Annotated in this window: 19 protein-coding genes; 8 read left to right on the forward strand and 11 right to left on the reverse strand. The window is 60.8% G+C overall.

What is annotated here, in order from left to right:
* Window positions 1-96 precede the first annotated feature (96 nt).
* The 7 genes from hflX to KW849_RS20105 form a co-directional block, all read right to left on the reverse strand.
* Complete coding sequence (gene hflX / locus KW849_RS20075; RefSeq protein WP_008048071.1) at window positions 97-1,398, reverse strand: ribosome rescue GTPase HflX; 1,302 nt, start codon at window positions 1,396-1,398, stop codon at window positions 97-99.
* Between the two features lie 12 nt (window positions 1,399-1,410).
* A complete protein-coding gene (gene hfq / locus KW849_RS20080) occupies window positions 1,411-1,671 on the reverse strand; it encodes an RNA chaperone Hfq (protein WP_218430980.1) in 261 nt (86 codons plus the stop codon).
* Between the two features lie 92 nt (window positions 1,672-1,763).
* On the reverse strand, window positions 1,764-2,735 hold the full coding sequence (gene miaA, locus KW849_RS20085) for a tRNA (adenosine(37)-N6)-dimethylallyltransferase MiaA (protein ID WP_218431054.1): 972 nt from the start codon (window positions 2,733-2,735) through the stop codon (window positions 1,764-1,766).
* Complete coding sequence (gene mutL, locus KW849_RS20090) at window positions 2,735-4,645, reverse strand: DNA mismatch repair endonuclease MutL (RefSeq protein WP_256357301.1); 1,911 nt, start codon at window positions 4,643-4,645, stop codon at window positions 2,735-2,737. Before mutL ends, miaA begins: the two co-directional genes overlap by 1 nt.
* Window positions 4,642-6,072, reverse strand: coding sequence for an N-acetylmuramoyl-L-alanine amidase (locus KW849_RS20095; RefSeq protein ID WP_371319163.1), 1,431 nt, complete (start codon window positions 6,070-6,072; stop codon window positions 4,642-4,644). The genes mutL and KW849_RS20095 overlap by 4 nt, the downstream gene beginning before the upstream one ends.
* Complete coding sequence (gene tsaE / locus KW849_RS20100; protein WP_218430981.1) at window positions 6,073-6,543, reverse strand: tRNA (adenosine(37)-N6)-threonylcarbamoyltransferase complex ATPase subunit type 1 TsaE; 471 nt, start codon at window positions 6,541-6,543, stop codon at window positions 6,073-6,075.
* The gene (locus KW849_RS20105; protein WP_218430982.1) at window positions 6,531-8,030 is read right to left on the reverse strand and encodes an NAD(P)H-hydrate dehydratase; all 1,500 of its coding nucleotides are present in this window, start codon (window positions 8,028-8,030) and stop codon (window positions 6,531-6,533) included. Before KW849_RS20105 ends, tsaE begins: the two co-directional genes overlap by 13 nt.
* Before the next feature lie 63 nt (window positions 8,031-8,093).
* Between KW849_RS20105 and queG the strand changes: the two genes are divergently transcribed.
* Window positions 8,094-9,173, forward strand: a complete 1,080-nt coding sequence (gene queG, locus KW849_RS20110) for a tRNA epoxyqueuosine(34) reductase QueG (RefSeq protein ID WP_218430983.1) — start codon at window positions 8,094-8,096, stop codon at window positions 9,171-9,173.
* On the opposite strand, the gene KW849_RS20115 is transcribed toward queG, so the two are convergent.
* Complete coding sequence (locus KW849_RS20115; RefSeq protein ID WP_108218410.1) at window positions 9,155-9,766, reverse strand: trimeric intracellular cation channel family protein; 612 nt, start codon at window positions 9,764-9,766, stop codon at window positions 9,155-9,157. The two genes, queG and KW849_RS20115, sit on opposite strands and share 19 nt — an antisense overlap.
* Window positions 9,767-9,923: 157 nt before the next feature.
* Complete coding sequence (orn, locus tag KW849_RS20120; protein WP_008035288.1) at window positions 9,924-10,466, reverse strand: oligoribonuclease; 543 nt, start codon at window positions 10,464-10,466, stop codon at window positions 9,924-9,926.
* 107 nt (window positions 10,467-10,573) lie between these two features.
* On the opposite strand from orn, the gene rsgA reads away from it, so the two are divergent.
* The 4 genes from rsgA to KW849_RS20140 all read left to right on the forward strand — a co-directional run bounded on the left by rsgA (window position 10,574) and on the right by KW849_RS20140 (window position 13,664).
* On the forward strand, window positions 10,574-11,605 hold the full coding sequence (gene rsgA, locus KW849_RS20125) for a small ribosomal subunit biogenesis GTPase RsgA (RefSeq protein WP_095943175.1): 1,032 nt from the start codon (window positions 10,574-10,576) through the stop codon (window positions 11,603-11,605).
* Window positions 11,606-11,803: 198 nt separating this feature from the next.
* The gene (locus tag KW849_RS20130) at window positions 11,804-12,211 is read left to right on the forward strand and encodes a TIR domain-containing protein (RefSeq protein WP_218430984.1); all 408 of its coding nucleotides are present in this window, start codon (window positions 11,804-11,806) and stop codon (window positions 12,209-12,211) included.
* Between the two features lie 2 nt (window positions 12,212-12,213).
* On the forward strand, window positions 12,214-13,173 hold the full coding sequence (locus tag KW849_RS20135; protein WP_218430985.1) for a caspase family protein: 960 nt from the start codon (window positions 12,214-12,216) through the stop codon (window positions 13,171-13,173).
* A complete protein-coding gene (locus KW849_RS20140) occupies window positions 13,173-13,664 on the forward strand; it encodes a toll/interleukin-1 receptor domain-containing protein (RefSeq protein WP_218430986.1) in 492 nt (163 codons plus the stop codon). Before KW849_RS20135 ends, KW849_RS20140 begins: the two co-directional genes overlap by 1 nt.
* Window positions 13,665-13,715: 51 nt before the next feature.
* Here the strand turns inward: KW849_RS20140 and motB are convergent, their stop codons facing one another.
* On the reverse strand, window positions 13,716-14,744 hold the full coding sequence (gene motB, locus KW849_RS20145; protein ID WP_218430987.1) for a flagellar motor protein MotB: 1,029 nt from the start codon (window positions 14,742-14,744) through the stop codon (window positions 13,716-13,718).
* A gap of 3 nt (window positions 14,745-14,747) precedes the next feature.
* Window positions 14,748-15,599 (reverse strand): flagellar motor stator protein MotA, encoded by an 852-nt coding sequence (gene motA, locus KW849_RS20150; protein WP_218430988.1) that lies wholly within the window; start codon window positions 15,597-15,599, stop codon window positions 14,748-14,750.
* Window positions 15,600-15,766: 167 nt separating this feature from the next.
* Here motA and KW849_RS20155 point away from each other — a divergent pair, with 167 nt between their 5' ends.
* The 3 genes from KW849_RS20155 to asd are packed head-to-tail and all read left to right on the forward strand — an operon-like array spanning window position 15,767 to window position 19,042.
* Window positions 15,767-17,305 (forward strand): HDOD domain-containing protein, encoded by a 1,539-nt coding sequence (locus KW849_RS20155; protein ID WP_218430989.1) that lies wholly within the window; start codon window positions 15,767-15,769, stop codon window positions 17,303-17,305.
* Window positions 17,306-17,347: 42 nt separating this feature from the next.
* Entirely contained in the window at window positions 17,348-18,163 is an 816-nt protein-coding gene (locus KW849_RS20160) for a rhodanese-like domain-containing protein (protein WP_218430990.1), read from the forward strand.
* Between the two features lie 18 nt (window positions 18,164-18,181).
* Window positions 18,182-19,042 carry an archaetidylserine decarboxylase gene (gene asd, locus KW849_RS20165; RefSeq protein ID WP_218430991.1) on the forward strand — a complete coding sequence of 287 codons (861 nt, stop codon included), beginning with the start codon at window positions 18,182-18,184 and terminating at the stop codon, window positions 19,040-19,042.
* Window positions 19,043-19,067 lie beyond the last annotated feature (25 nt).

Below are 19,067 nucleotides of genomic sequence, written 5' to 3' on the forward strand. Positions count from 1 at the left end.
AGCGCTCTCCATCTGATAAAGCAAAGACGCACCCACGGCGCGCCGACCAATGCTACAGAATGCCTGTCACCGCGGCACAACCGCTTTCTCAGGCTTTTATTGCAAAGTGTGTTGCTCGATGAATTCCATCGGCTGCAATCCCTCGCGGCTTACCAGTCGATTCAACTCGACCCGGGGCAAACGAACGGCCAGCAAACTGATGCCTTCTTCGTCGTGTTCTTCTTTCTGCACCGCACCGAGTTCGAAGAACTGCGCACGCAGCCGAGCGAATCGTTGCGGCAAGCGCAAGGTACCGACAAACAAATCACTGCCCAGTAACTCGGCAATGGCTTGCTCAAGCAATTCCAGACCACTGCCATCACGCGCCGACAGCCAGACCCGTTGGGGCTTGCCGTTTTCGTCGCGCTGGATTTGTGGCTCAACGCCTTCAAGCAAATCGAGTTTGTTATAGACCTCGAGGATCGGCAAGTCCTGAGCACCAATCTCGCCGAGCACCACCATTACCTGCTCGATCTGCAACATGCGATCTGGTTCGGCCGCATCGATCACGTGCAACAACAGATCGGAGTTACTCGACTCTTCGAGGGTAGACCGAAATGCTTCGACCAGCTTGTGGGGCAAGTGGCGAATGAAACCCACAGTGTCCGCCAGGACAATCGGCCCCAGATCGTCTATATCCAGACGACGCAGGGTCGGGTCCAGCGTGGCAAACAATTGATCAGCTGCGTAGACGTCGGATTTCGTCACGTTATTGAAGAGCGTGGATTTACCGGCGTTGGTGTACCCCACCAGGGACACGGTAGGAATATCCGCACGCGATCGGCCACGGCGCGACTGTTCTCGCTGGCTGCGTACTTTCTCCAGCCGACCCTTGATCTGCCGCAGGCGAACCCGCAGCAAACGGCGGTCGGTTTCCAGCTGGGTTTCACCCGGGCCACGCATACCGATACCGCCACCTTGGCGCTCAAGGTGAGTCCATCCACGAACCAGCCGGGTGCTCATATGGTCAAGCTGGGCCAGTTCGACCTGGAGCTTGCCTTCATGGGTACGGGCGCGCTGGGCGAAAATATCGAGAATCAGACCGGTACGGTCGATCACGCGACACTCGAAAACACGTTCGAGGTTACGCTCCTGACTGGGTGTGAGGATGTGATTGAAAATCACCAGATCGGCCTGTTCGGCTTTGACCAGGTCGCGCAGTTCCTCGACCTTGCCACTGCCAATCAGTGTCTTGGCGGTTGGCCGATGACGCGGCACGTTAAAAAACGCGACGGTCTCGGCACCCGCCGAATTAGCCAGCTCCTGAAACTCCTGCGGATCTTCGCGCGCCTCAGGGTCCTGTCCATCCAAGTGAACGAGGATTACTCGCTCACCACCACCGTGGCGCTCAAAGAACAAAGGAGACTCCTATCAGGCGTTACCTGGCTCAGCGTCACCTACTTCGGATTCGGTTGCGCTAGGCAGACGAATTGGACGAACCGGCACCACTGTAGAGATCGCGTGTTTGTAGACCATCTGGCTGACGGTGTTTTTCAGCAGGATAACGAACTGGTCGAAAGACTCGATCGTGCCTTGCAGTTTGATACCGTTGACCAGGTAGATGGACACCCCAACTTTCTCTTTACGTAACGTATTCAAGTAAGGGTCTTGTAGCGAATGCCCTTTTGACATGTGCCGCACTCCTTTAAGGATTCAATATAAAAATAGGTAAACAGATGGCTTTGGCCGTCACACCCCCAAGGATAGACGGCAATTGCAAGGACTCAGCTCAATATGGAGACGGTCCCCAAGTATTTCAAGGCGCGCGGCAGATTGTCGCAATCCAGACTGTCCAGCCAATGCAGATCAGTCCAACTGCGCAGCCAGGTGAACTGACGTTTCGCCAATTGGCGTGTGGCGATGATTCCACGCTCCTGCATCTCGGCTGACGTCAGCTTGCCATCCAGGTAGTCCCAGACTTGGCGGTAGCCTACTGCACGTATAGACGGCAACCCGGTATGCAGGTCACCTCTATTACGCAGGGCTACGACCTCGTCAATGAATCCCTGTTCCAACATTAAAGTGAATCTTTGTTTAATTCGCTCATGCAGTACCTGGCGATTTGCCGGAGCAATGGCCAAGTTCGCGACAGTATAGGGCAATTGTTGCAGTCCCGAAGCGGCTGCTTCAGTACTTTGCACAGATTGTTGCAACCGCAGGGCGGTCATGCTTTGACCGCTGACACGATAAACCTCCAGTGCTCGACTCAATCGCTGGGGATCGTTCGGATGTATTCGGGCTGCGGACTCCGGATCAATCACCGCCAATTGTTCGTGCAAGGCTTGCCAGCCAAGGCGCGCAGCCTCTTCTTCGATTTGCGCGCGGACCTCGGGATCGGCGGCAGGCATATCCGCCAGACCTTCAACCAAAGCCTTGTAATAGAGCATGGTGCCGCCCACCAGCAGCGGAATTTTTCCGCGTGCGGTGATCTCCGCCATGGCTTCCAGGGCGTCACGGCGGAAATCCGCAGCCGAATAGCTCTCGGCCGGGTCGAGAATATCGATCAGACGATGCGGATATTGCGCCAGCAGCTCTTTGGAAGGCTTGGCGGTGCCAATGTCCATGCCACGGTAGACCAGAGCCGAATCGACGCTGATCAACTCGCAAGGCAGGACCTTGGTGAGCTCGATGGCCAGGTCGGTCTTGCCGGCGGCGGTCGGGCCCATCAGGAAAATCGCAGGTGGGAGCTGGCTCATCAACGACCGCGCAAGAAGAGTTTGTCCAGATCGTCCAGGCCCAGCTGGGTCCAGGTCGGTCGGCCATGGTTGCATTGACCGCTGCGCTCGGTGTTTTCCATGTCACGCAGCAGACCGTTCATTTCCGGCAGGGCCAGGCGTCGATTCGCACGAACCGCACCGTGGCAGGCCATGGTCCCGAGCAATTCATTCAGGTGCGCCTGAATGCGGTCGCTGGTGCCGAACTCCATCAGATCAGCCAGGACGTCGGCGACCAGCCGGTTGGCCTCGGCCTGCTTGAGCAGTGCCGGAATCTGCCGGATCGCCAGGGTTTCCGGGCCCAGACGCTGCAATTCAAAGCCCAGGCGCTGGAACCAGGCGACATGCTCCTCGGCGCAATCGGCTTCACGCTGGCTGACGGCCAGGGACTCCGGCACCAGCAACGGCTGGCCGCTCAGGCCCTCGCTGGCCATCGCCACCTTCAGACGCTCATACATGATCCGCTCGTGGGCGGCATGCATGTCCACCAGTACCAGGCCTTGGGCGTTTTCCGAAAGAATGTAGATGCCCTTGAGTTGTGCCAGTGCATAACCGAGCGGCGGGATGTCGTCCTGCCCGGCCGGTAGCGCGACGGCATTGGCCTCGGGCAGCGGCGCAAAGAACTCGCGATAGGCGGCCTGCGCTTCGGCGACAGGAACTCCGGACTGCGGACGCGGCGTGTATTGATATTGAAAACCCGCGCCAGCACCCGAACCCGCAGGCGTACTGAACGACGGCTGAGCCTGAGGCTGCTCCAGCAGCGCATTGGCGGCCAGGCGCATTTCGCCTTGGGGCCCGAATTCACCGGCTTCGAGGCCGGTAGGCCGGACGATGGCCGTGGCAACCGGCGCCGCCAGATGATCGTCCGGCCGCACATCGCCCAAGGCGCGGTGCAAGGTGCCGTAGAGGAAATCGTGAACCATGCGCCCTTCACGGAAGCGCACTTCGTGCTTGGTCGGGTGCACGTTGACGTCCACGCCGGTCGGATCGACTTCGAAAAACAGCACGAAGGTCGGGTGCCGACCGTTGAACAGCACGTCGCGATAAGCCTGGCGTACCGCGTGAGCCACCAGTTTGTCGCGCACCGCACGGCCATTGACGAAGAAATACTGCAAGTCGGCCTGGCTGCGGTTGAAGGTCGGTAGGCCGACCCAGCCCCATAGATGCAGGCCGTTGCGCTCGATCTCGATCGGCAGCGCCTGCTCCAGGAAGCCCGGCCCGCAGATCGCTGCCACGCGCCGGGCACGGGCCGCATCATCATGGGCCTCGTGCAGGCTGAGGATGGTCTTGCCGTTGTGGCGCAGATGGAACGCCACATCGAAGCGCGCCAGGGCCAGGCGCCTGATCACTTCTTGCAGGTGATCGAATTCGGTTTTTTCAGTCTTGAGAAATTTGCGCCGCGCCGGCGTATTGAAGAACAGGTCGCGCACTTCAACCGAAGTGCCCACCGGATGGGCCGCGGGCTGCACGCGAGGCGCCATGTCCCGGCCTTCGGTCTCGACCTGCCAGGCCTGATCGGCGTCGCGGGTGCGCGAGGTCAGGGTCAGGCGTGCCACGGAGCTGATCGATGCCAGGGCCTCACCACGAAACCCCAGGCTCATGACCTGTTCGAGGTCTTCCAGGTTGCGGATCTTGCTGGTGGCGTGACGGGCCAGCGCCAGCGGCAGGTCATCGGCGGAAATGCCGCTGCCATCGTCGCGCACCCGCAGCAGCTTGACGCCGCCCTGCTCCACATCGACATCGATACGCCTGGCACCGGAGTCAAGGCTGTTTTCCAGCAGTTCCTTGATCACCGAAGCCGGGCGTTCGACCACCTCACCCGCGGCAATCTGGTTCGCCAGTCGCGGGCTGAGCAGCTCGATGCGAGCGCTGTTGTTCACGACTTGATTCATTCTTTGGCCGCCAGTTCAGTGCCCGGAATGGTCAGGTGCTGACCGATCTTGAGCTCATCGCTCGACAGGTTGTTGGCGCTGCGCAGGGTCGCGGGCGACACCTGATAGCGCACGGCAATCATCGCCAGGGTCTCGCCCGGATTGACGCGGTGGTCACGTGGCCCCTGCACAATCTTGCCGGAATCGCGCAGCCAGGCAATGTAAGTGCCCGGTGGCGGGTTCTGCTGGAAGAACTGGCGCACGCCGCTGCTGATCGAACGCGCCAGCGCCTGCTGGTGGCTGGACGCGGCAAGCTTCGAGGCTTCGTTGGCATTGGAGATGAATCCGGTTTCCACCAGGATCGACGGAATATCCGGCGATTTCAGCACCATGAACCCGGCCTGTTCGACCCGCTGCTTGTGCAGAGGCGTAACCCGGCCAATGTTGCTCAGCACCTTCTGGCCAACGTTCAGGCTGGACGTCAGGGATGCCGTCATCGACAGGTCAAGCAGCACGCCGGCGAGCATGCGGTCCTTGTCATCGAGACTGACGTTGCCGGCACCACCGATCAGGTCGGAACGGTTTTCGCTGTCGGCCAGCCAGCGGGCCGTCTCCGAGGTCGCGCCGCGATCAGACAGGGCAAAAACCGAGGCACCGAACGCGGCGGCAGAAGGCGCGGCATCGGCGTGAATCGAGACGAACAGGTCGGCGCCTTTCTTGCGGGCAATTTCGGTACGGCCGCGCAACGGAATGAAGTAGTCACCGGTACGGGTCAGTTCGGCGCGGAATCCTTTCATGCCGTTGACCTGCCGTTGCAATTCACGGGCAATGGCCAGTACCACGTCTTTTTCACGCTGACCGCGAGAACCCGAAGCCCCCGGGTCTTCGCCGCCGTGACCGGCGTCGATCACCACAATGATATCGCGCTTGCCGGCCGGGGCTGGTGGCAGCTTGATCGCAGGCTCCGCAGGCGTGACCGGCACGGCGGGCACTGTAGCGACCGAAGGCGTTGGTGCTGGAGGAGGAGCGGCATCCGCGGCGTTATCGAACAGATCGACCACCAACCGGTTACCGTACTGGGCGTTCGGCGCCAGGGAGAAGCTCTTCGGCGTTACCGCCCTTTTCAGATCGATAACCACCCGCAGGTCGGTCGGCGTGCGTTGAGCCGAACGCATGGCGGTGATCGGGGTGTTCGAGGTATTGACGTTGAGTGGCGCACCGAGGGTCGCGCCATTGATGTCGATGACCAGACGATCCGGAGCCGTCAGGGTAAAGACGCTGTGTTGCACCGGGCCGGTCAGGTCAAACACCAGTCGTGTGTTGTCCGGTGCCCGCCACAGACGAACACTGTTGACCTTCGTATCGGCCACAGCGTCGACGGTCACCGCCAAAAACAACACCCCTACGGCAGCCACCAACGCGCGAAAGCGCATACCTAACCCCATCATCTATTTGGATTCCAATGCCAAAGCGGCACACCAGGTCTCGCCACGCGAGCCCTGGGATAAAATGTTCAGCGAACGCCCGCTGTCTTGCGGGCTAATGGTAATGGTCAGGTCCGGCTTTGGCAAAAAGCCTGCACCTTTTTCTGGCCACTCGATCAGGCACAGCGCGTCGTCTTCGAAGTAGTCACGGATACCGAGGTACTCAAGCTCCTCCGGGTCGACCAGACGGTACAAATCGAAATGGAAGGCGTGAATGTCGCCAATCTCGTAGGGCTCAACCAGGGTGAAGGTCGGGCTTTTGACTGCCCCGACATGCCCCAAGCCGCGGATAATGCCTCGGGACAAGGTGGTTTTGCCCATCCCCAGGTTGCCCTCGAGGAAGATCAGGCCATGGCCTTGGGTGATTCGGGCAATGCGTGCGCCAAAGTCGCTCATGGCCTGCTCATCGGCCAGGTACAGGGTTACTTCAGACACGGTGCTTGCTCCTCCAACAACTGACGAATGGCTGGAATCAGATCACTGGCCGCCAGCCCACGGCCGAATTTTCCTTGTTGCTCGCCGGCATTGGCGTGCAGCCAGACTCCCAGGCAGGCCGCGTCGAATGCGGCCATGCCCTGGGCCAGCAGAGCCCCGAGCAAACCGGCCAGCACGTCGCCCAGCCCGGCGGTGGCCATCGCCGGATGGCCCTGATGACACAGCGCCAGATGCCCGTCGGGACTGGCAATCAAACTTCCGGCACCTTTGAGCACCACGACCGCTGTGTATTTTTTGCTCAATGCACGGGCAGCTGCAGGACGATCAGCCTGAACCTCGGCAGTGCTCAGGCCCAGCAACCGCGCTGCCTCCCCGGGATGCGGCGTGATCACGCAATCCCTGGGCAAGCTCACACAGGCTTCGGCCAACATGTTCAGCGCATCGGCGTCCCAGACTTGCGGCAGTGGTGCGTTGGCGGCGGCCGACAACAGGCTGCGCGCCCAGGCAGTCTGACCCAGACCCGGGCCGACCACCAACACGGAAGCTTTTTGCAGCAATTCCATCAACTGATTGGCCGAAGAAGCGCCCAACACCATGGCCTCAGGGATTCTGGCCAGGGCCGCCGGCACATGTTCGCCGCGGGTTGCCACCGACACCATGCCCGCACCGCTGCGCAGCGCAGCCTGCGCGCTCAGCAGGATCGCTCCGCCATAACCGCGATCACCGCCGATCAGCAGCACATGGCCGAACTTGCCTTTATGGGAAGCAGGTTGCCGGAAGGCCAGACGCGGCAGGTTAGCCGCCGTCAGGCGAAGGGCACTGCGCGGTGCCGCCTCAAGCAGCTGTGGATCGGCGCGCAGATCGTTGAACACCAGCTCACCCACCACATCCGCCGCATCACCGGTGAACATCCCCAGCTTCAACCCGATGAACGTCACTGTCAGATCGGCACTAACCGCGCAGCCAAGCACACGACCGGTATCGGCGCACAGCCCCGAAGGGATATCCACCGCCGCAACCGGCAACCCGCTGGAGTTGATCGCGGCGATGGCGCTGGCATACGGCTCACGCACTTCGCCGCCCAGTCCGGTGCCAAGCAAAGCATCCAGCACAATGCCGCGCATTCCGGATTGTGCGGTCCAGGGCTCGATGAGCACTTTTTCAGACGCTGCCTCGGCATGGGCCAACGCCGCATCACCCTGCAAGCGCTGCGGATCCCCCACCGCCAGCACCCGCACTGTCCAACCGGCACGTTTGGCCAGCGCCGCCACCAGATACCCATCCCCGGCATTGTTGCCGTGACCGGCCAGCACGCTCATTTCTTTCGCTGTCGGCCATCGGCGGACCAAGGCCCGCCAGGTCGCATGTGCTGCACGCTGCATCAATTCGAAGCCCGGTGTGCCGGCCGCGATCAGGCTCGCATCGAGGCTTCGCACTTGTGCAGCGCTGTACAGCGCGTCGGGTAATTCATCTTTAATGTGCGGCATGCGTCTTCGGGCTCCGATGTCTGGCAGAATTATACGCACCTCAGCTCCGGTTTCTCTCGCCTCATGCCCGCTATTACCACAGATCTGCCCGCCCTCGCCCAATCCATCAAGGACTGGGGCCGCGAGCTGGGCTTTCAACAAGTCGGCATCAGCGGCCTCGACCTGGCCGAGCATGAGCAGCATCTGGAGCGCTGGCTCGCCGCCGGCTACCACGGCGAAATGGACTACATGGGCGCTCACGGCAGTAAACGCTCGCACCCCGAAGAGCTGGTGCCAGGCACATTGCGCGTGGTGTCCCTGCGCATGGACTACCTGGCGGGCGACACCCACATGGCAAAAATGCTCGCCCAGCCGGAAAAAGCCTACGTCTCGCGTTATGCCCTGGGTCGCGATTACCACAAGTTGATCCGTAAACGCGTGCAACAACTGGCGGAAAAGATCCAGGCGGTCATCGGGCCTTTCGGCTATCGCGCTTTCGTCGACAGCGCCCCGGTGCTGGAAAAAGCCATCGCCGAACAGGCCGGCCTGGGCTGGATCGGCAAAAACACCCTGGTGTTGAATCGCAAGGCAGGCAGTTATTTCTTCCTCGCCGAATTGTTCGTTGACTTGCCGCTGCCGGTAGACCCGCCCCACGCCACCGAACACTGCGGACGGTGCAGCGCCTGCCTCGACATCTGCCCGACCAATGCCTTCGTCGGCCCCTATGTGCTGGATGCCCGGCGCTGCATTTCCTACCTGACCATCGAACTCAAAGGCGCGATCCCTGAAGACCTGCGGCCGCTGATCGGCAATCGGGTGTTCGGTTGCGATGATTGCCAGATTGTCTGCCCGTGGAACCGCTTCGCCCGTCCGTCCGGTGAAAGCGACTTCAAGCCGCGGCACAACCTGGACAACGCCGGGCTGGCGGAACTGTTCATGTGGGATGAAGAGAAGTTTCTCAGCAGTACCGAAGGCTCGCCGCTGCGCCGGACCGGCTACGAAAACTGGTTGCGCAACCTGGCGGTAGGATTGGGCAATGCGCCTTCAACGATTCCGGTGCTGGAAGCGCTGAAGGCGCGACGGGAACATCCGTCGGAACTGGTACGTGAACATGTCGAGTGGGCATTGCGGCAGCACGCCGAACGTCAGGCTTCGTCGTTGTAGACGAACTTGGGCATTTCCCAGTGGAAACGGATCGCCAGCAAGCGCAGCAAAAATCCACCGAACAGGGTGATCAGAATCGATTGTTCATCGGGTAATTGCAGATAGATGCAGAGCATGTAGCACCACGCCGCCGCAAACGACACGCTGGCATAGAGCTCACGCCGGAAGATCAGCGGAATGTCATTGCAGAAGATGTCCCGCAGGATGCCGCCGAAAACCCCGGTGATCACGCCGCTGACCGAGGCCACCAACATGCCGTGGCCCATTTCCAGGGCGGTGATGCAGCCGATCAGGGTGAAAGCCACCAGGCCCATGGCATCGAGCACCAGGAACAGTGAACGCAGATGGCGCATCCAACGCGCCGTGAACACCGTAACCATCGCGGCGACAGACGTCAGCACCAGGTATTCGGGGTGTTTGACCCAGGTCAGCGGGTAGTGCCCAAGCAGCACGTCGCGCACCGACCCGCCACCCAGCGCCGTGACGCAAGCGATCAGCACCACACCGAACCAGTCCATGCCACGACGCCCGGCAGACAGGGCGCCGGTCATGGCTTCGGTGGTGATGGCGATCAGGTAGAGCATCAGCAGCATGGTGGCGATCCTTGCAAAAAGGCGCGCAGTCTACTCACTTCACCAAAGCCTACAACCCCCTGTAGGAGCTGCCGCAGGCTGCGATCTTTTGACTTTGGTGTTCAAGATCAAAAGATCGCAGCCTGCGGCAGCTCCTACACAAGGACCGTGGGCCGTATCAGAACTTGATGAAATGCTTGCGGTAGTGCTGCAACTCGGCGATGGATTCGCGGATGTCGTCCAGGGCCAGGTGGGTGCTGCCCTTCTTGAAGCTGTCACGCACATCCGGTGCCCAGCGCGCGGCCAGCTCTTTGAGCGTGGATACGTCGAGGTTGCGGTAGTGGAAGAAGCTTTCCAAAGATTTCATGTGGGTATAAAGGAAGCGACGATCCTGGCAGATGCTGTTGCCGCAGATCGGCGACTTACCCTTGGGCACCCACTTCTCCAGGAAGGCGATGGTTTCGGCTTCGGCTTCGGCCATGCTGATGCGGCTGTCGCGAACCCGCTGGGTCAGCCCGGAACCGCCGTGCTGACGGGTGTTCCACTCGTCCATGCCGGCGAGGATTTCGTCGCTGTGGTGAATGGCGATCACAGGGCCTTCGGCCAGGGTGTTCAGGTCACTGTCGGTGACGATGGTGGCCATTTCGATGATGACGTCGGTATCCGGGTTCAGACCGGTCATTTCCAGGTCGATCCAGATCAGGTTCTGCGGGTTTTGCATGTGTCGGCTCCTAGGCAATGCTGCGCAGTTTAGCCTAGGCCGGTGGCCGGGCGTGCTAAACTCGCGGCCGTTTTACTTAATCGCTGCATTCTTGATACGGAACACCCATGGCCAAACGCCAACTCAATCGTCGTCAAAACTGGCGCATCGAAAAGATTCAGGGCGAGCGCGCCGCCCGCGCCGCCAAACGCGAGTCCTCGGCTGTCGAGGCACTTGAGGGCGGCGATCTGGGCCCGGAACAGCACGGTCTGGTGATCGCGCACTTCGGCGTGCAGGTCGAGGTCGAGGCCCGCGACGGCGAACTGGCCGGCCAGGTGTTCCGTTGCCACCTGCGCGCCAACCTGCCGGCGCTGGTGACCGGCGATCAGGTGGTCTGGCGTGCCGGCAACCAGGGTATCGGCGTGATCGTGGCGCAACTGCCCCGCAACACCGAGCTGTGCCGCCCGGACAGTCGTGGCCAGCTCAAGCCGGTGGCGGCGAACGTCGACATGATTGTCATCGTGTTTGCACCGCTGCCCGAGCCCCACGCCAACCTGATCGACCGCTACCTGGTCGCGGCCGAGCATGCGGGCATCAAACCGCTGTTGCTGCTGAACAAGTTCGACCTGATCGACGACAACAACGCTCCTGCGCTGAATGCCTTGCTCGCGGTGTACCGCACCCTCGGCTATCCGGTGCTGGAAGTGTCGGCGCACCACGGCAACGGTATGGAGCAGTTGCAGAAGCAGCTGGACGGACGCATCAGCGTGTTCGTCGGTCAGTCCGGTGTCGGCAAGTCATCGCTGGTCAACAGCCTGCTGCCGGAAGTCGAAACCCGCGTCGGTCCGTTGTCCGAGCTGTCCGGCCAGGGCACTCACACCACCACCACCGCGCGGTTGTTCCACTTCCCCGGCGGCGGTGAGTTGATCGACTCCCCGGGTATCCGCGAATTCGGCCTGGGCCACGTCAGCCGCGCCGACGTCGAAGCCGGTTTCATCGAGTTCAACGACCTGCTCGGCACTTGTCGCTTCCGCGACTGCAAGCACGACCGCGAACCTGGTTGCGCCCTGCTCAAGGCCCTTGAAGACGGCCGCGTGCAGCAGCAACGCATGAACAGCTACCGCTCGATCATCGCCAGTCTGCCGGAAAACGGCTACTAAACAGACGTACCGACCGCCCTGCCTTCAGCGGGGCGGCCGGTGGCCGGATCTTCCCCTGCTTAAACATCAGACCTTTCTGTAAGACACCCGCACCGGCGCTTGTAGGGCATTTCTCTTTGAGTCACATCCCCTTGTAGCCGCCAGCCAATAGCCTAGCTTCAGACCCTCTTCGCACTCCAGCGACACCGAGGGACACCCATGCAAACCTACCATCTGTTCATCAGCCACTCGTGGAACTACGCCGACGCCCACGACAATCTCGTGCGTTTGCTCAACGCCAAGCCGGGTTTCGCGTACAAGAATTTTTCGGTGCCATCGGACAACCCGATTGTCGACGCGAAAACCGACAAACAACTTGAGGAGGCCATCGAAAACAAGATTCGCCCGTGTTCGGCGGTATTGATCATGGCCGGGATGTATTCCACCTACAGCAAGTGGATCAACAAGGAAATCGAGATCGCCAAGCGCATGGGCAAGGTGATCATTGCGATCAAGCCGTTCGGTGCCGAGCGGATTTCCACGGTGGTACGTGACGCGGCACATGCCGAATGTGCGTGGAACACCAACAGCATCATCGATGCGATTCGCAAGCATACGGCGGTGTAACCATGCGCAAGGGACTGTTTATCGGCATCAACGACTACACCCATGTGTCGCGCCTGAGCGGTTGCAGCAATGACGCCATGGCCATGGCATCCGTGTTGAAAACCGACGCCAATGGCGATCCGAACTTCAAGAACATCGTACTGACCTCCGCCGAGGACTACCTCGGCCGGGAAAAGCTCGAAGACCAGATCCGCGAGCTGTTTGTCGGGGACTGCAATGTCGCGCTGCTGTATTTCGCCGGCCACGGCAGCTTCGACACCGACACCGACGAAGGCATGTTAATCCCGCAGGATTACAAGAGCGCCAAGGACGGGATACGCCTCAGCGACATCCTCAACTGGGCGAGCAAAGCCACGAAGATCAAAAACAAAGTGATCATTCTCGACTGCTGCCAGAGCGGCTCGGCCGGCGAACTGCGCGCCTTGCGCAGTGAAGGCAGCGTGGTCGGCGAAGGCATGACGATTCTGACTGCCTGCAAAAAGGAAGAACCGGCGATGGAGGGCGCGCAACACGGCGTGTTCACCGGATTGCTGCTCCAGGCCCTGCACGGCGGAGCCGCGAACATCCTGGGCAAGATCACCCCCGGCAGTCTTTATTCGTTTGTCGACAATGCCCTCGATGCCTGGGAACAGCGTCCGGTGTTCAAGACCAACGTCTCACAGTTCATCTCCCTGCGCGAAGTGTCGCCACTGATCCCCAAGGAAATCCTGCGCAAACTCCCCGAATGGTTTGCCGAAGCGGAGTCGGTGTACCCCCTCTCCCCCAGCTTCGAGCCCACCGAACCCGAGTTCAACCCGGAACAGGGCGAGGTCTTCGCCCAACTGCAAAAGTGCAACCGCCACAGCCTGGTCGAACCGGTGGACGCCGAACACATGTACTACGCCGCCATCCACTCCACCGGCTGCCGCCTCACCGCCCTCGGCGCCTATTACCGCGAACTCGCGATCAAGGGACATTTCTGATGCCAGTGTTTATCAGCTACCGCCACATGGATCGCGCCCACGCGGTCAAAATCAACGCGCGCCTGATCCAGGCCAACATCAAGACCTACCTCGACGTGCTGGATGCCGAGTCCCAGACCACCGATGACATCACCGGAGTGATCACCCGCAACATCAGCGAATGCACGCACCTGCTGGCGGTGGTGTCGGAGAAAACCGCGCTGTCCTGGTGGGTGCCGTTCGAAATCGGCGAGGCGACCATCACCAACCGGCGCATCTGCTCGTTCAAGACCGGCCCGACAGAGCTGCCGCTGTACCTCGATAAATGGCCGAAGCTGACCAGCGACCGGGACATCGAGTTTTTTATTGATGCTTATCGCACCGAGTCGACACTCAAGCGCTCGATGTCACTGGATTCGGTGAACGGTAGCGAGTCGGTGCGCAGCGTTAACAAATCCAATGCGGATCGCTTTCACGCTGATCTTAAATCCCGAATCACCCGAGGCTTTTAACGTAGGAAACGCCGACAAAAAAGCCGACATCGCTGTCGGCTTTTTTTTCGGTCACTGCTTGGGCGGCTCACCCGGTTTCGGTGCCGGGTCGTCGAACAGGTTCAGACGCTCGCGCAGTTCGTGGGCCGGCAGCGGTTCCTTGTCCGCCGGCAACGCGTTCGGGTCGACCGGTGTAGCCGGTGCGGCTCCCGGAACGGCCGAACCTTGCGGCGCATCAGGAGCAGGTTCCGTCCCCTGCGAACCTTCAATCGCACGCTGGGCTTTCTTGGTCAGCACCACGATGTCGATACGACGGTTCACCGGGTTGAACGGATGCTCGCGATCGAACAGGGCCGACGAGGCATAACCGACCACCCGCGCCACCTGCGCATCCGGATAGCTGCCCGCCACCAGCGCACGACGCGCGGCGTTCGCACGGTTGGCCGAAAGCTCCCAGTTACCGAAATCACCGGTACCGGTGTATGGCTTGGCATCGGTGTGGCCGCTGATGCTGATTTTGTTCGGCACCGCCTTGATGGTGTCGGCCATGGCCAGCAGGATGTCTTCGAAATACGGTTTCAGACGGGCCGAGCCTGAGTCGAACATCGGGCGGTTTTCTGCGTCCATGATCTGGATACGCAGGCCGTCCTGCGTGATTTCGAACAGGATCTGATCCTTGAACTTCTGCAGCTGCGGGTTCTCTTCAACCTTGTTCTGCAGTTCTTGCAGCAACAGTTCGAGGCGCTCCTTTTCGACCTGCTCGGCCATGCCTTCGACATGGTCGGTATCGATGGTGACCTTGTCCGGCTGCGGCTGGGACTTCACTTCGGGGTTGAGGGTGTTTTCCGGCGCCAGGGTCGGCGTGCCGCCCAGATCGATGATGTAGGGCGTGCCGCTTTCGGAAAAGCCGATCGGGTCCTTGAAGTAACCGGCGATGGCAATCTTCTGTTCCGGCGTGGCGGTGGACAGCAGCCACAACACCAGGAAGAACGCCATCATCGCCGTGGCGAAGTCCGCGAAGGCGATTTTCCAGGAGCCTCCGTGATGCCCGCCCGCGTACTTTTTGACGCGTTTGATGATTATCGGCTGGTTATTTTCCATAACTTAACGACCACGAACCGCTTGTTCCAGCTCGGCGAAGCTTGGACGGTGCGCCGGGTACAGAACCTTGCGACCGAACTCCACCGCCAGCGATGGCGGCATGCCAGAAGCCGAAGCGACCAGCGAGGCCTTGATGGCTTCGTAGACGTTCAGTTCTTCCTTGGCTTCATGGGCCAGGGCATGGGCCAGCGGCCCAAAGAAACCGTAGGCGGCGAGAATACCGAAGAAGGTACCCACCAGTGCCGCACCGACGTGCACACCGATCATTTTCTGGTCGCTATCACCCAGGGAGGCCATGGTCACCACGATACCCAATACTGCCGCAACAATACCGAAACCGGGCATTGCGTCGGCGATACCATTCACCGCGTGAGAAGGATGATCCAGGTCTTCCTTAAGGCTGGTCAGTTCCATGTCGAACAGGCCTTCGAGCTCATGGGGAGCCATGTTGCCGGAGGACATGATGCGCAGGTAGTCGCAAATGAATGCGGTCATGCGCTCGTCCTTGAGAACGGTCGGGTACTTGGCGAAAATCGGGCTCGCGGTCGCATCTTCAATGTCGCCTTCGATGGCCATCATGCCTTCGCGGCGGCTCTTGTTGAGGATCTCGTAGATCAGGCCCAGCACCTCCAGATAGAAAGTGTGGTTGAAGCGCGAGCTGAACATTCCCAAGGCTTTCTTGAGAACGTGCTTGACCATATGACCAGGGTTGGCCTGCAAGAATGCGCCGAGGGCGGCGCCACCGATGATCATGACCTCGAAAGGCTGGATCAGGGCGGCAATCTTGCCGTGGGAAAGCACGTATCCGCCGAGCACGCTCGCGAATACGACGATGATGCCGATAATTTTAGCCATAGGTTAGGAGAGCACTTACTGAGTCGGGTTCAAGGTCATATTCGGTAGTTAAAAAATCTCTTCTTCTCCTTATCGGCAAAACTGCGCGAGACTATAGCCCGTTCAGGCGAAAAACTAATTTGACCCCATCCGGGCATAGGTAATGTTGACGATGATCGCCTCCCACCATGGTTAACGAAACGAACGTTCCAACGCCAAAACCAACGACGCTCGAAGGCTGGGTCAAGCTGCTCAATGGCGTACGTCTTCCCGTCCCGCAAGCCAGCCACGACCGTGTCTGCAAAGCCATCCGCGACAATCGCAGCTCACTGCGTGACATCGCCGACCTCATGCAAGGTAGCCCGGCCCTGGCCTTGAGCGTGATTCGCGAAGCCAACCGGCACACCCACGGCAGCATGATCGAGCCTGCGGAAAACCTTGAGATCGCAATCAATCGCCTCGGCCTGAAGCGCACCGAAGAGCTGCTCGCGCGCCTGCCCGCCGAACCCCAGTCCGAGATTCCCAAAGCCTTGCGTCAGCTGCAGATGATCAGCCTGCACGCCACGCAACAAGCCAACGGTTTTTTTGCCAGTCGCCTGGCGCGCCTGTGGCAGGACATCCATTGGGGCAGCCTGCTGTTTCTTTCGCCTCTGTGGCCTTTGGCGCTGACTCATCCGAAACTGCTCGAAGAGTGGGAGCTGCGGGTCATCCATAAAGGTGAGTCGGCACGCAAAGTCGAACAGCAACTGTTTGGTGTACGCCTGCTGGACATCGGCCAGGCGCTGGTGGAGGTCTGGCGATTGCCGATCTGGGTGCAGCAGGGTTATCGCCTGTTGCTCACCGAGCAGCGGGAACTGGTGAAAGTCCTGCGCATCGCCCGTGACAGTGAGCATCCACTGCGCCAGCAGAACCGTCTCGACGACGATCCAACCCTGCGTCGCTGGCTCAATCAGCCGGCCAACACAGTGCTACTGGCCAACGGGCTGGCGCTGTCGGCGCAACACGCCTGGAACAGCCCGCACAGTGAGCGCTGGCAATTCCTGACCAGCCTTTATCTGCAAATGCCGATGGACGAGGTGCAGCAGCAACTGCACCAGCAAGCCGCCAACAGCGCACGCCAACACGCCATGCCCGACCTCTGGCACCCTGCCGAATCGCTGATTTGGCCGTGGGGCATGAACCGTGTCCACGCAGGCTTGCTGCCGGCAGCGGCACCCTCCGCCGAAGACCTGGCGAAGTGGCGCAAGCAATGTGCCGAATTGCTGGTCGAGCCGAGTCGTTTCACCAATGCCATGCACCTGACCATCGCCGCCCGGGACGCCCTGGTGGCCTGCGGCATGCGTCGGGTGATGATCCTGATGGCCGACCGCACTCATGCCAACCTGCGCGTGCACCAGACGGCCGGCCTGCCGAAGGAAGCGGCCGGGTTGAACTACGTGGTCAGCCAGAGCAACGTGTTGCAACGCCTGCTCGCGCAACAGGCCCAGGTGCGCCTGACGCCAGCCAACAACGTGCAATTCTCGGCCCTGCTGCCCAACAGCCTGCGTTCGCAGTTCAGCGGCGAACATCTGCTGCTGCGCTCGCTGGTCAACAATGGCCGGGTGATCATGATCGTCGTGGCGGACCAGGGCGGCGGACCGTTTTCGGAAGTTTCCGTACAGGCCTTCGGCAAAACCGCGCAGTGCATCGAGAAAGCCCTGCACAGCTTTAGCCACCGTGGCCAATAAGGCTGCGCTACAATCCTCCCTTTTGTGCTCTGGAGACCTCACATGTCTGACTTCTCTGGCTTGCCGCTGGTGATCGAGCCGAGCGACTTGCTCCCTCGCCTCGACGCCCGCGAACTGATTCTGGTGGACTTGACCAGTGCCGCCCGCTACGCCGAAGGGCATATTCCCGGCGCGCGCTTTGTCGAACCGAAACGCACGCAGCTCGGCCAGGCCCCCGCCCCGGGGTTGATGCCCCCGCAGGCAGCACTCGAAGCGCTGTTTGGTGAGCTGGGACACAACCCCGATGCGGTCTACGTGGTGTATGACGACGAAGGCGGCGGTTGGGCCGGGCGCTTCATCTGGCTGCTGGATGTCATCGGCCACAGCAAGTACCACTATGTCGACGGCGGCCTGACGGCCTGGCTGGCAGAGGGTTTGCCCATGTCGATCCAGATCCCGCCGTCCGTGGGTGGCCCGGTTTCACTGACCTTGCATGATGAGCCCACCGCCACCCGCGAATACCTGCAAAGCCGACTCGGCGCCGCCGACCTGGCAATCTGGGATGCTCGCGGCCCGCTGGAGTACTCCGGCGAGAAAGTCCTCGCAGCCAAGGGCGGGCACATTCCCGGCGCGGTCAATTTCGAATGGACCGCCGGCATGGATCAGGCGCGCCAGTTGCGCATCCGCACCGACATGCAGCAGATCCTCGAACAACTCGGGATCAGCAAAGACAAAGAAGTGATTACCCACTGCCAGACCCACCATCGTTCTGGCTTCACCTATCTGGTGGCCAAGGCTCTCGGTTATCCGCGGGTCAAAGGCTACGCCGGCTCCTGGGGCGAATGGGGTAACCATCCCGACACGCCCGTAGAGATTTAAGGTTTTTAAGGACAGTTAATGAACAAGCGTCTGTTTATCGTCAGCCAGTACCTGCTGCCCCACAACTTGCTCTCGCGACTGGCCGGCTGCATTGCCGAATGCCGCGTGCGCTGGTTCAAGAATGCCTTTACCGCCTGGTTCGCCAAGCGTTATCAGGTGGACATGTCCCAGGCGCTGGTCGAAGACCTGACCGCCTACGAGCACTTCAACGCGTTCTTCACCCGCGCACTGAAAGACGGTGCCCGTCCGCTGGACGAAACCCCGGGCGCGATCCTCAGCCCGGCCGACGGCGCGATCAGCCAGCTCGGCCCGATCGAGCACGGCCGCGTGTTCCAGGCCAAGGGCCACAGCTTCAGCGTGCTGGAACTGTTGGGTGGCGATGCGGCAAACGCCGCGCCGTTCATGGGCGGTGACTTCGCGACCATCTACCTGTCGCCGAAGGACTATCACCGCGTGCACATGCCACTGGCCGGCACCCTGCGCGAGATGGTCTACATCCCGGGTCGCCTGTTCTCGGTCAACCAGACCACCGCTGAAAACGTTCCGGAATTGTTTGCCCGCAACGAGCGCGTGGCGTGCATTTTCGACACCGAGCGCGGCCCGATGGCCGTGGTACTGGTGGGCGCGATGATCGTGGCTTCGATTGAAACCGTCTGGGCCGGTCTGGTCACGCCGCCGAAACGTGAGCTGAAAACCTTCCGCTACGACGAAACCGCACGCGCGCCGATCCACCTGGAAAAAGGCGCAGAACTGGGTCGCTTCAAGCTGGGCTCGACCGCTGTCGTGCTGTTCGGACCGGATCAAGTGAAGTGGGCTGAAGAGATGACCGCCGGTACAGCGGTGCAGATGGGTCAGGGCATGGGCTCACCAAAAGCCTGATCAACGCACATACATGTAGGAGCGA

Origin of the sequence: Pseudomonas sp. PDM26 (assembly GCF_019219185.1) — a bacterium.
Classification (GTDB): Bacteria; Pseudomonadota; Gammaproteobacteria; order Pseudomonadales; family Pseudomonadaceae; genus Aquipseudomonas.

Excerpts from the sequence above, each read along its gene's own strand:
- KW849_RS20130 (WP_218430984.1), top strand. The coding sequence starts at position 11,804 with ATGCAAACCTACCATCTGTTCATCAGCCACTCGTGGAACTACGCCGAC.
- asd (WP_218430991.1), top strand. The coding sequence starts at position 18,182 with ATGAACAAGCGTCTGTTTATCGTCAGCCAGTACCTGCTGCCCCACAAC.
- mutL (WP_256357301.1), bottom strand. The coding sequence starts at position 4,645 with ATGAATCAAGTCGTGAACAACAGCGCTCGCATCGAGCTGCTCAGCCCG.
- motA (WP_218430988.1), bottom strand. The coding sequence starts at position 15,599 with ATGGCTAAAATTATCGGCATCATCGTCGTATTCGCGAGCGTGCTCGGC.
- motB (WP_218430987.1), bottom strand. The coding sequence starts at position 14,744 with ATGGAAAATAACCAGCCGATAATCATCAAACGCGTCAAAAAGTACGCG.
- hfq (WP_218430980.1), bottom strand. The coding sequence starts at position 1,671 with ATGTCAAAAGGGCATTCGCTACAAGACCCTTACTTGAATACGTTACGT.
- KW849_RS20115 (WP_108218410.1), bottom strand. The coding sequence starts at position 9,766 with ATGCTGCTGATGCTCTACCTGATCGCCATCACCACCGAAGCCATGACC.
- queG (WP_218430983.1), top strand. The coding sequence starts at position 8,094 with ATGCCCGCTATTACCACAGATCTGCCCGCCCTCGCCCAATCCATCAAG.
- KW849_RS20140 (WP_218430986.1), top strand. The coding sequence starts at position 13,173 with ATGCCAGTGTTTATCAGCTACCGCCACATGGATCGCGCCCACGCGGTC.
- KW849_RS20155 (WP_218430989.1), top strand. The coding sequence starts at position 15,767 with ATGGTTAACGAAACGAACGTTCCAACGCCAAAACCAACGACGCTCGAA.
- KW849_RS20160 (WP_218430990.1), top strand. The coding sequence starts at position 17,348 with ATGTCTGACTTCTCTGGCTTGCCGCTGGTGATCGAGCCGAGCGACTTG.
- KW849_RS20105 (WP_218430982.1), bottom strand. The coding sequence starts at position 8,030 with ATGCCGCACATTAAAGATGAATTACCCGACGCGCTGTACAGCGCTGCA.
- KW849_RS20135 (WP_218430985.1), top strand. The coding sequence starts at position 12,214 with ATGCGCAAGGGACTGTTTATCGGCATCAACGACTACACCCATGTGTCG.
- rsgA (WP_095943175.1), top strand. The coding sequence starts at position 10,574 with ATGGCCAAACGCCAACTCAATCGTCGTCAAAACTGGCGCATCGAAAAG.
- KW849_RS20095 (WP_371319163.1), bottom strand. The coding sequence starts at position 6,072 with ATGATGGGGTTAGGTATGCGCTTTCGCGCGTTGGTGGCTGCCGTAGGG.
- miaA (WP_218431054.1), bottom strand. The coding sequence starts at position 2,735 with ATGAGCCAGCTCCCACCTGCGATTTTCCTGATGGGCCCGACCGCCGCC.
- orn (WP_008035288.1), bottom strand. The coding sequence starts at position 10,466 with ATGCAAAACCCGCAGAACCTGATCTGGATCGACCTGGAAATGACCGGT.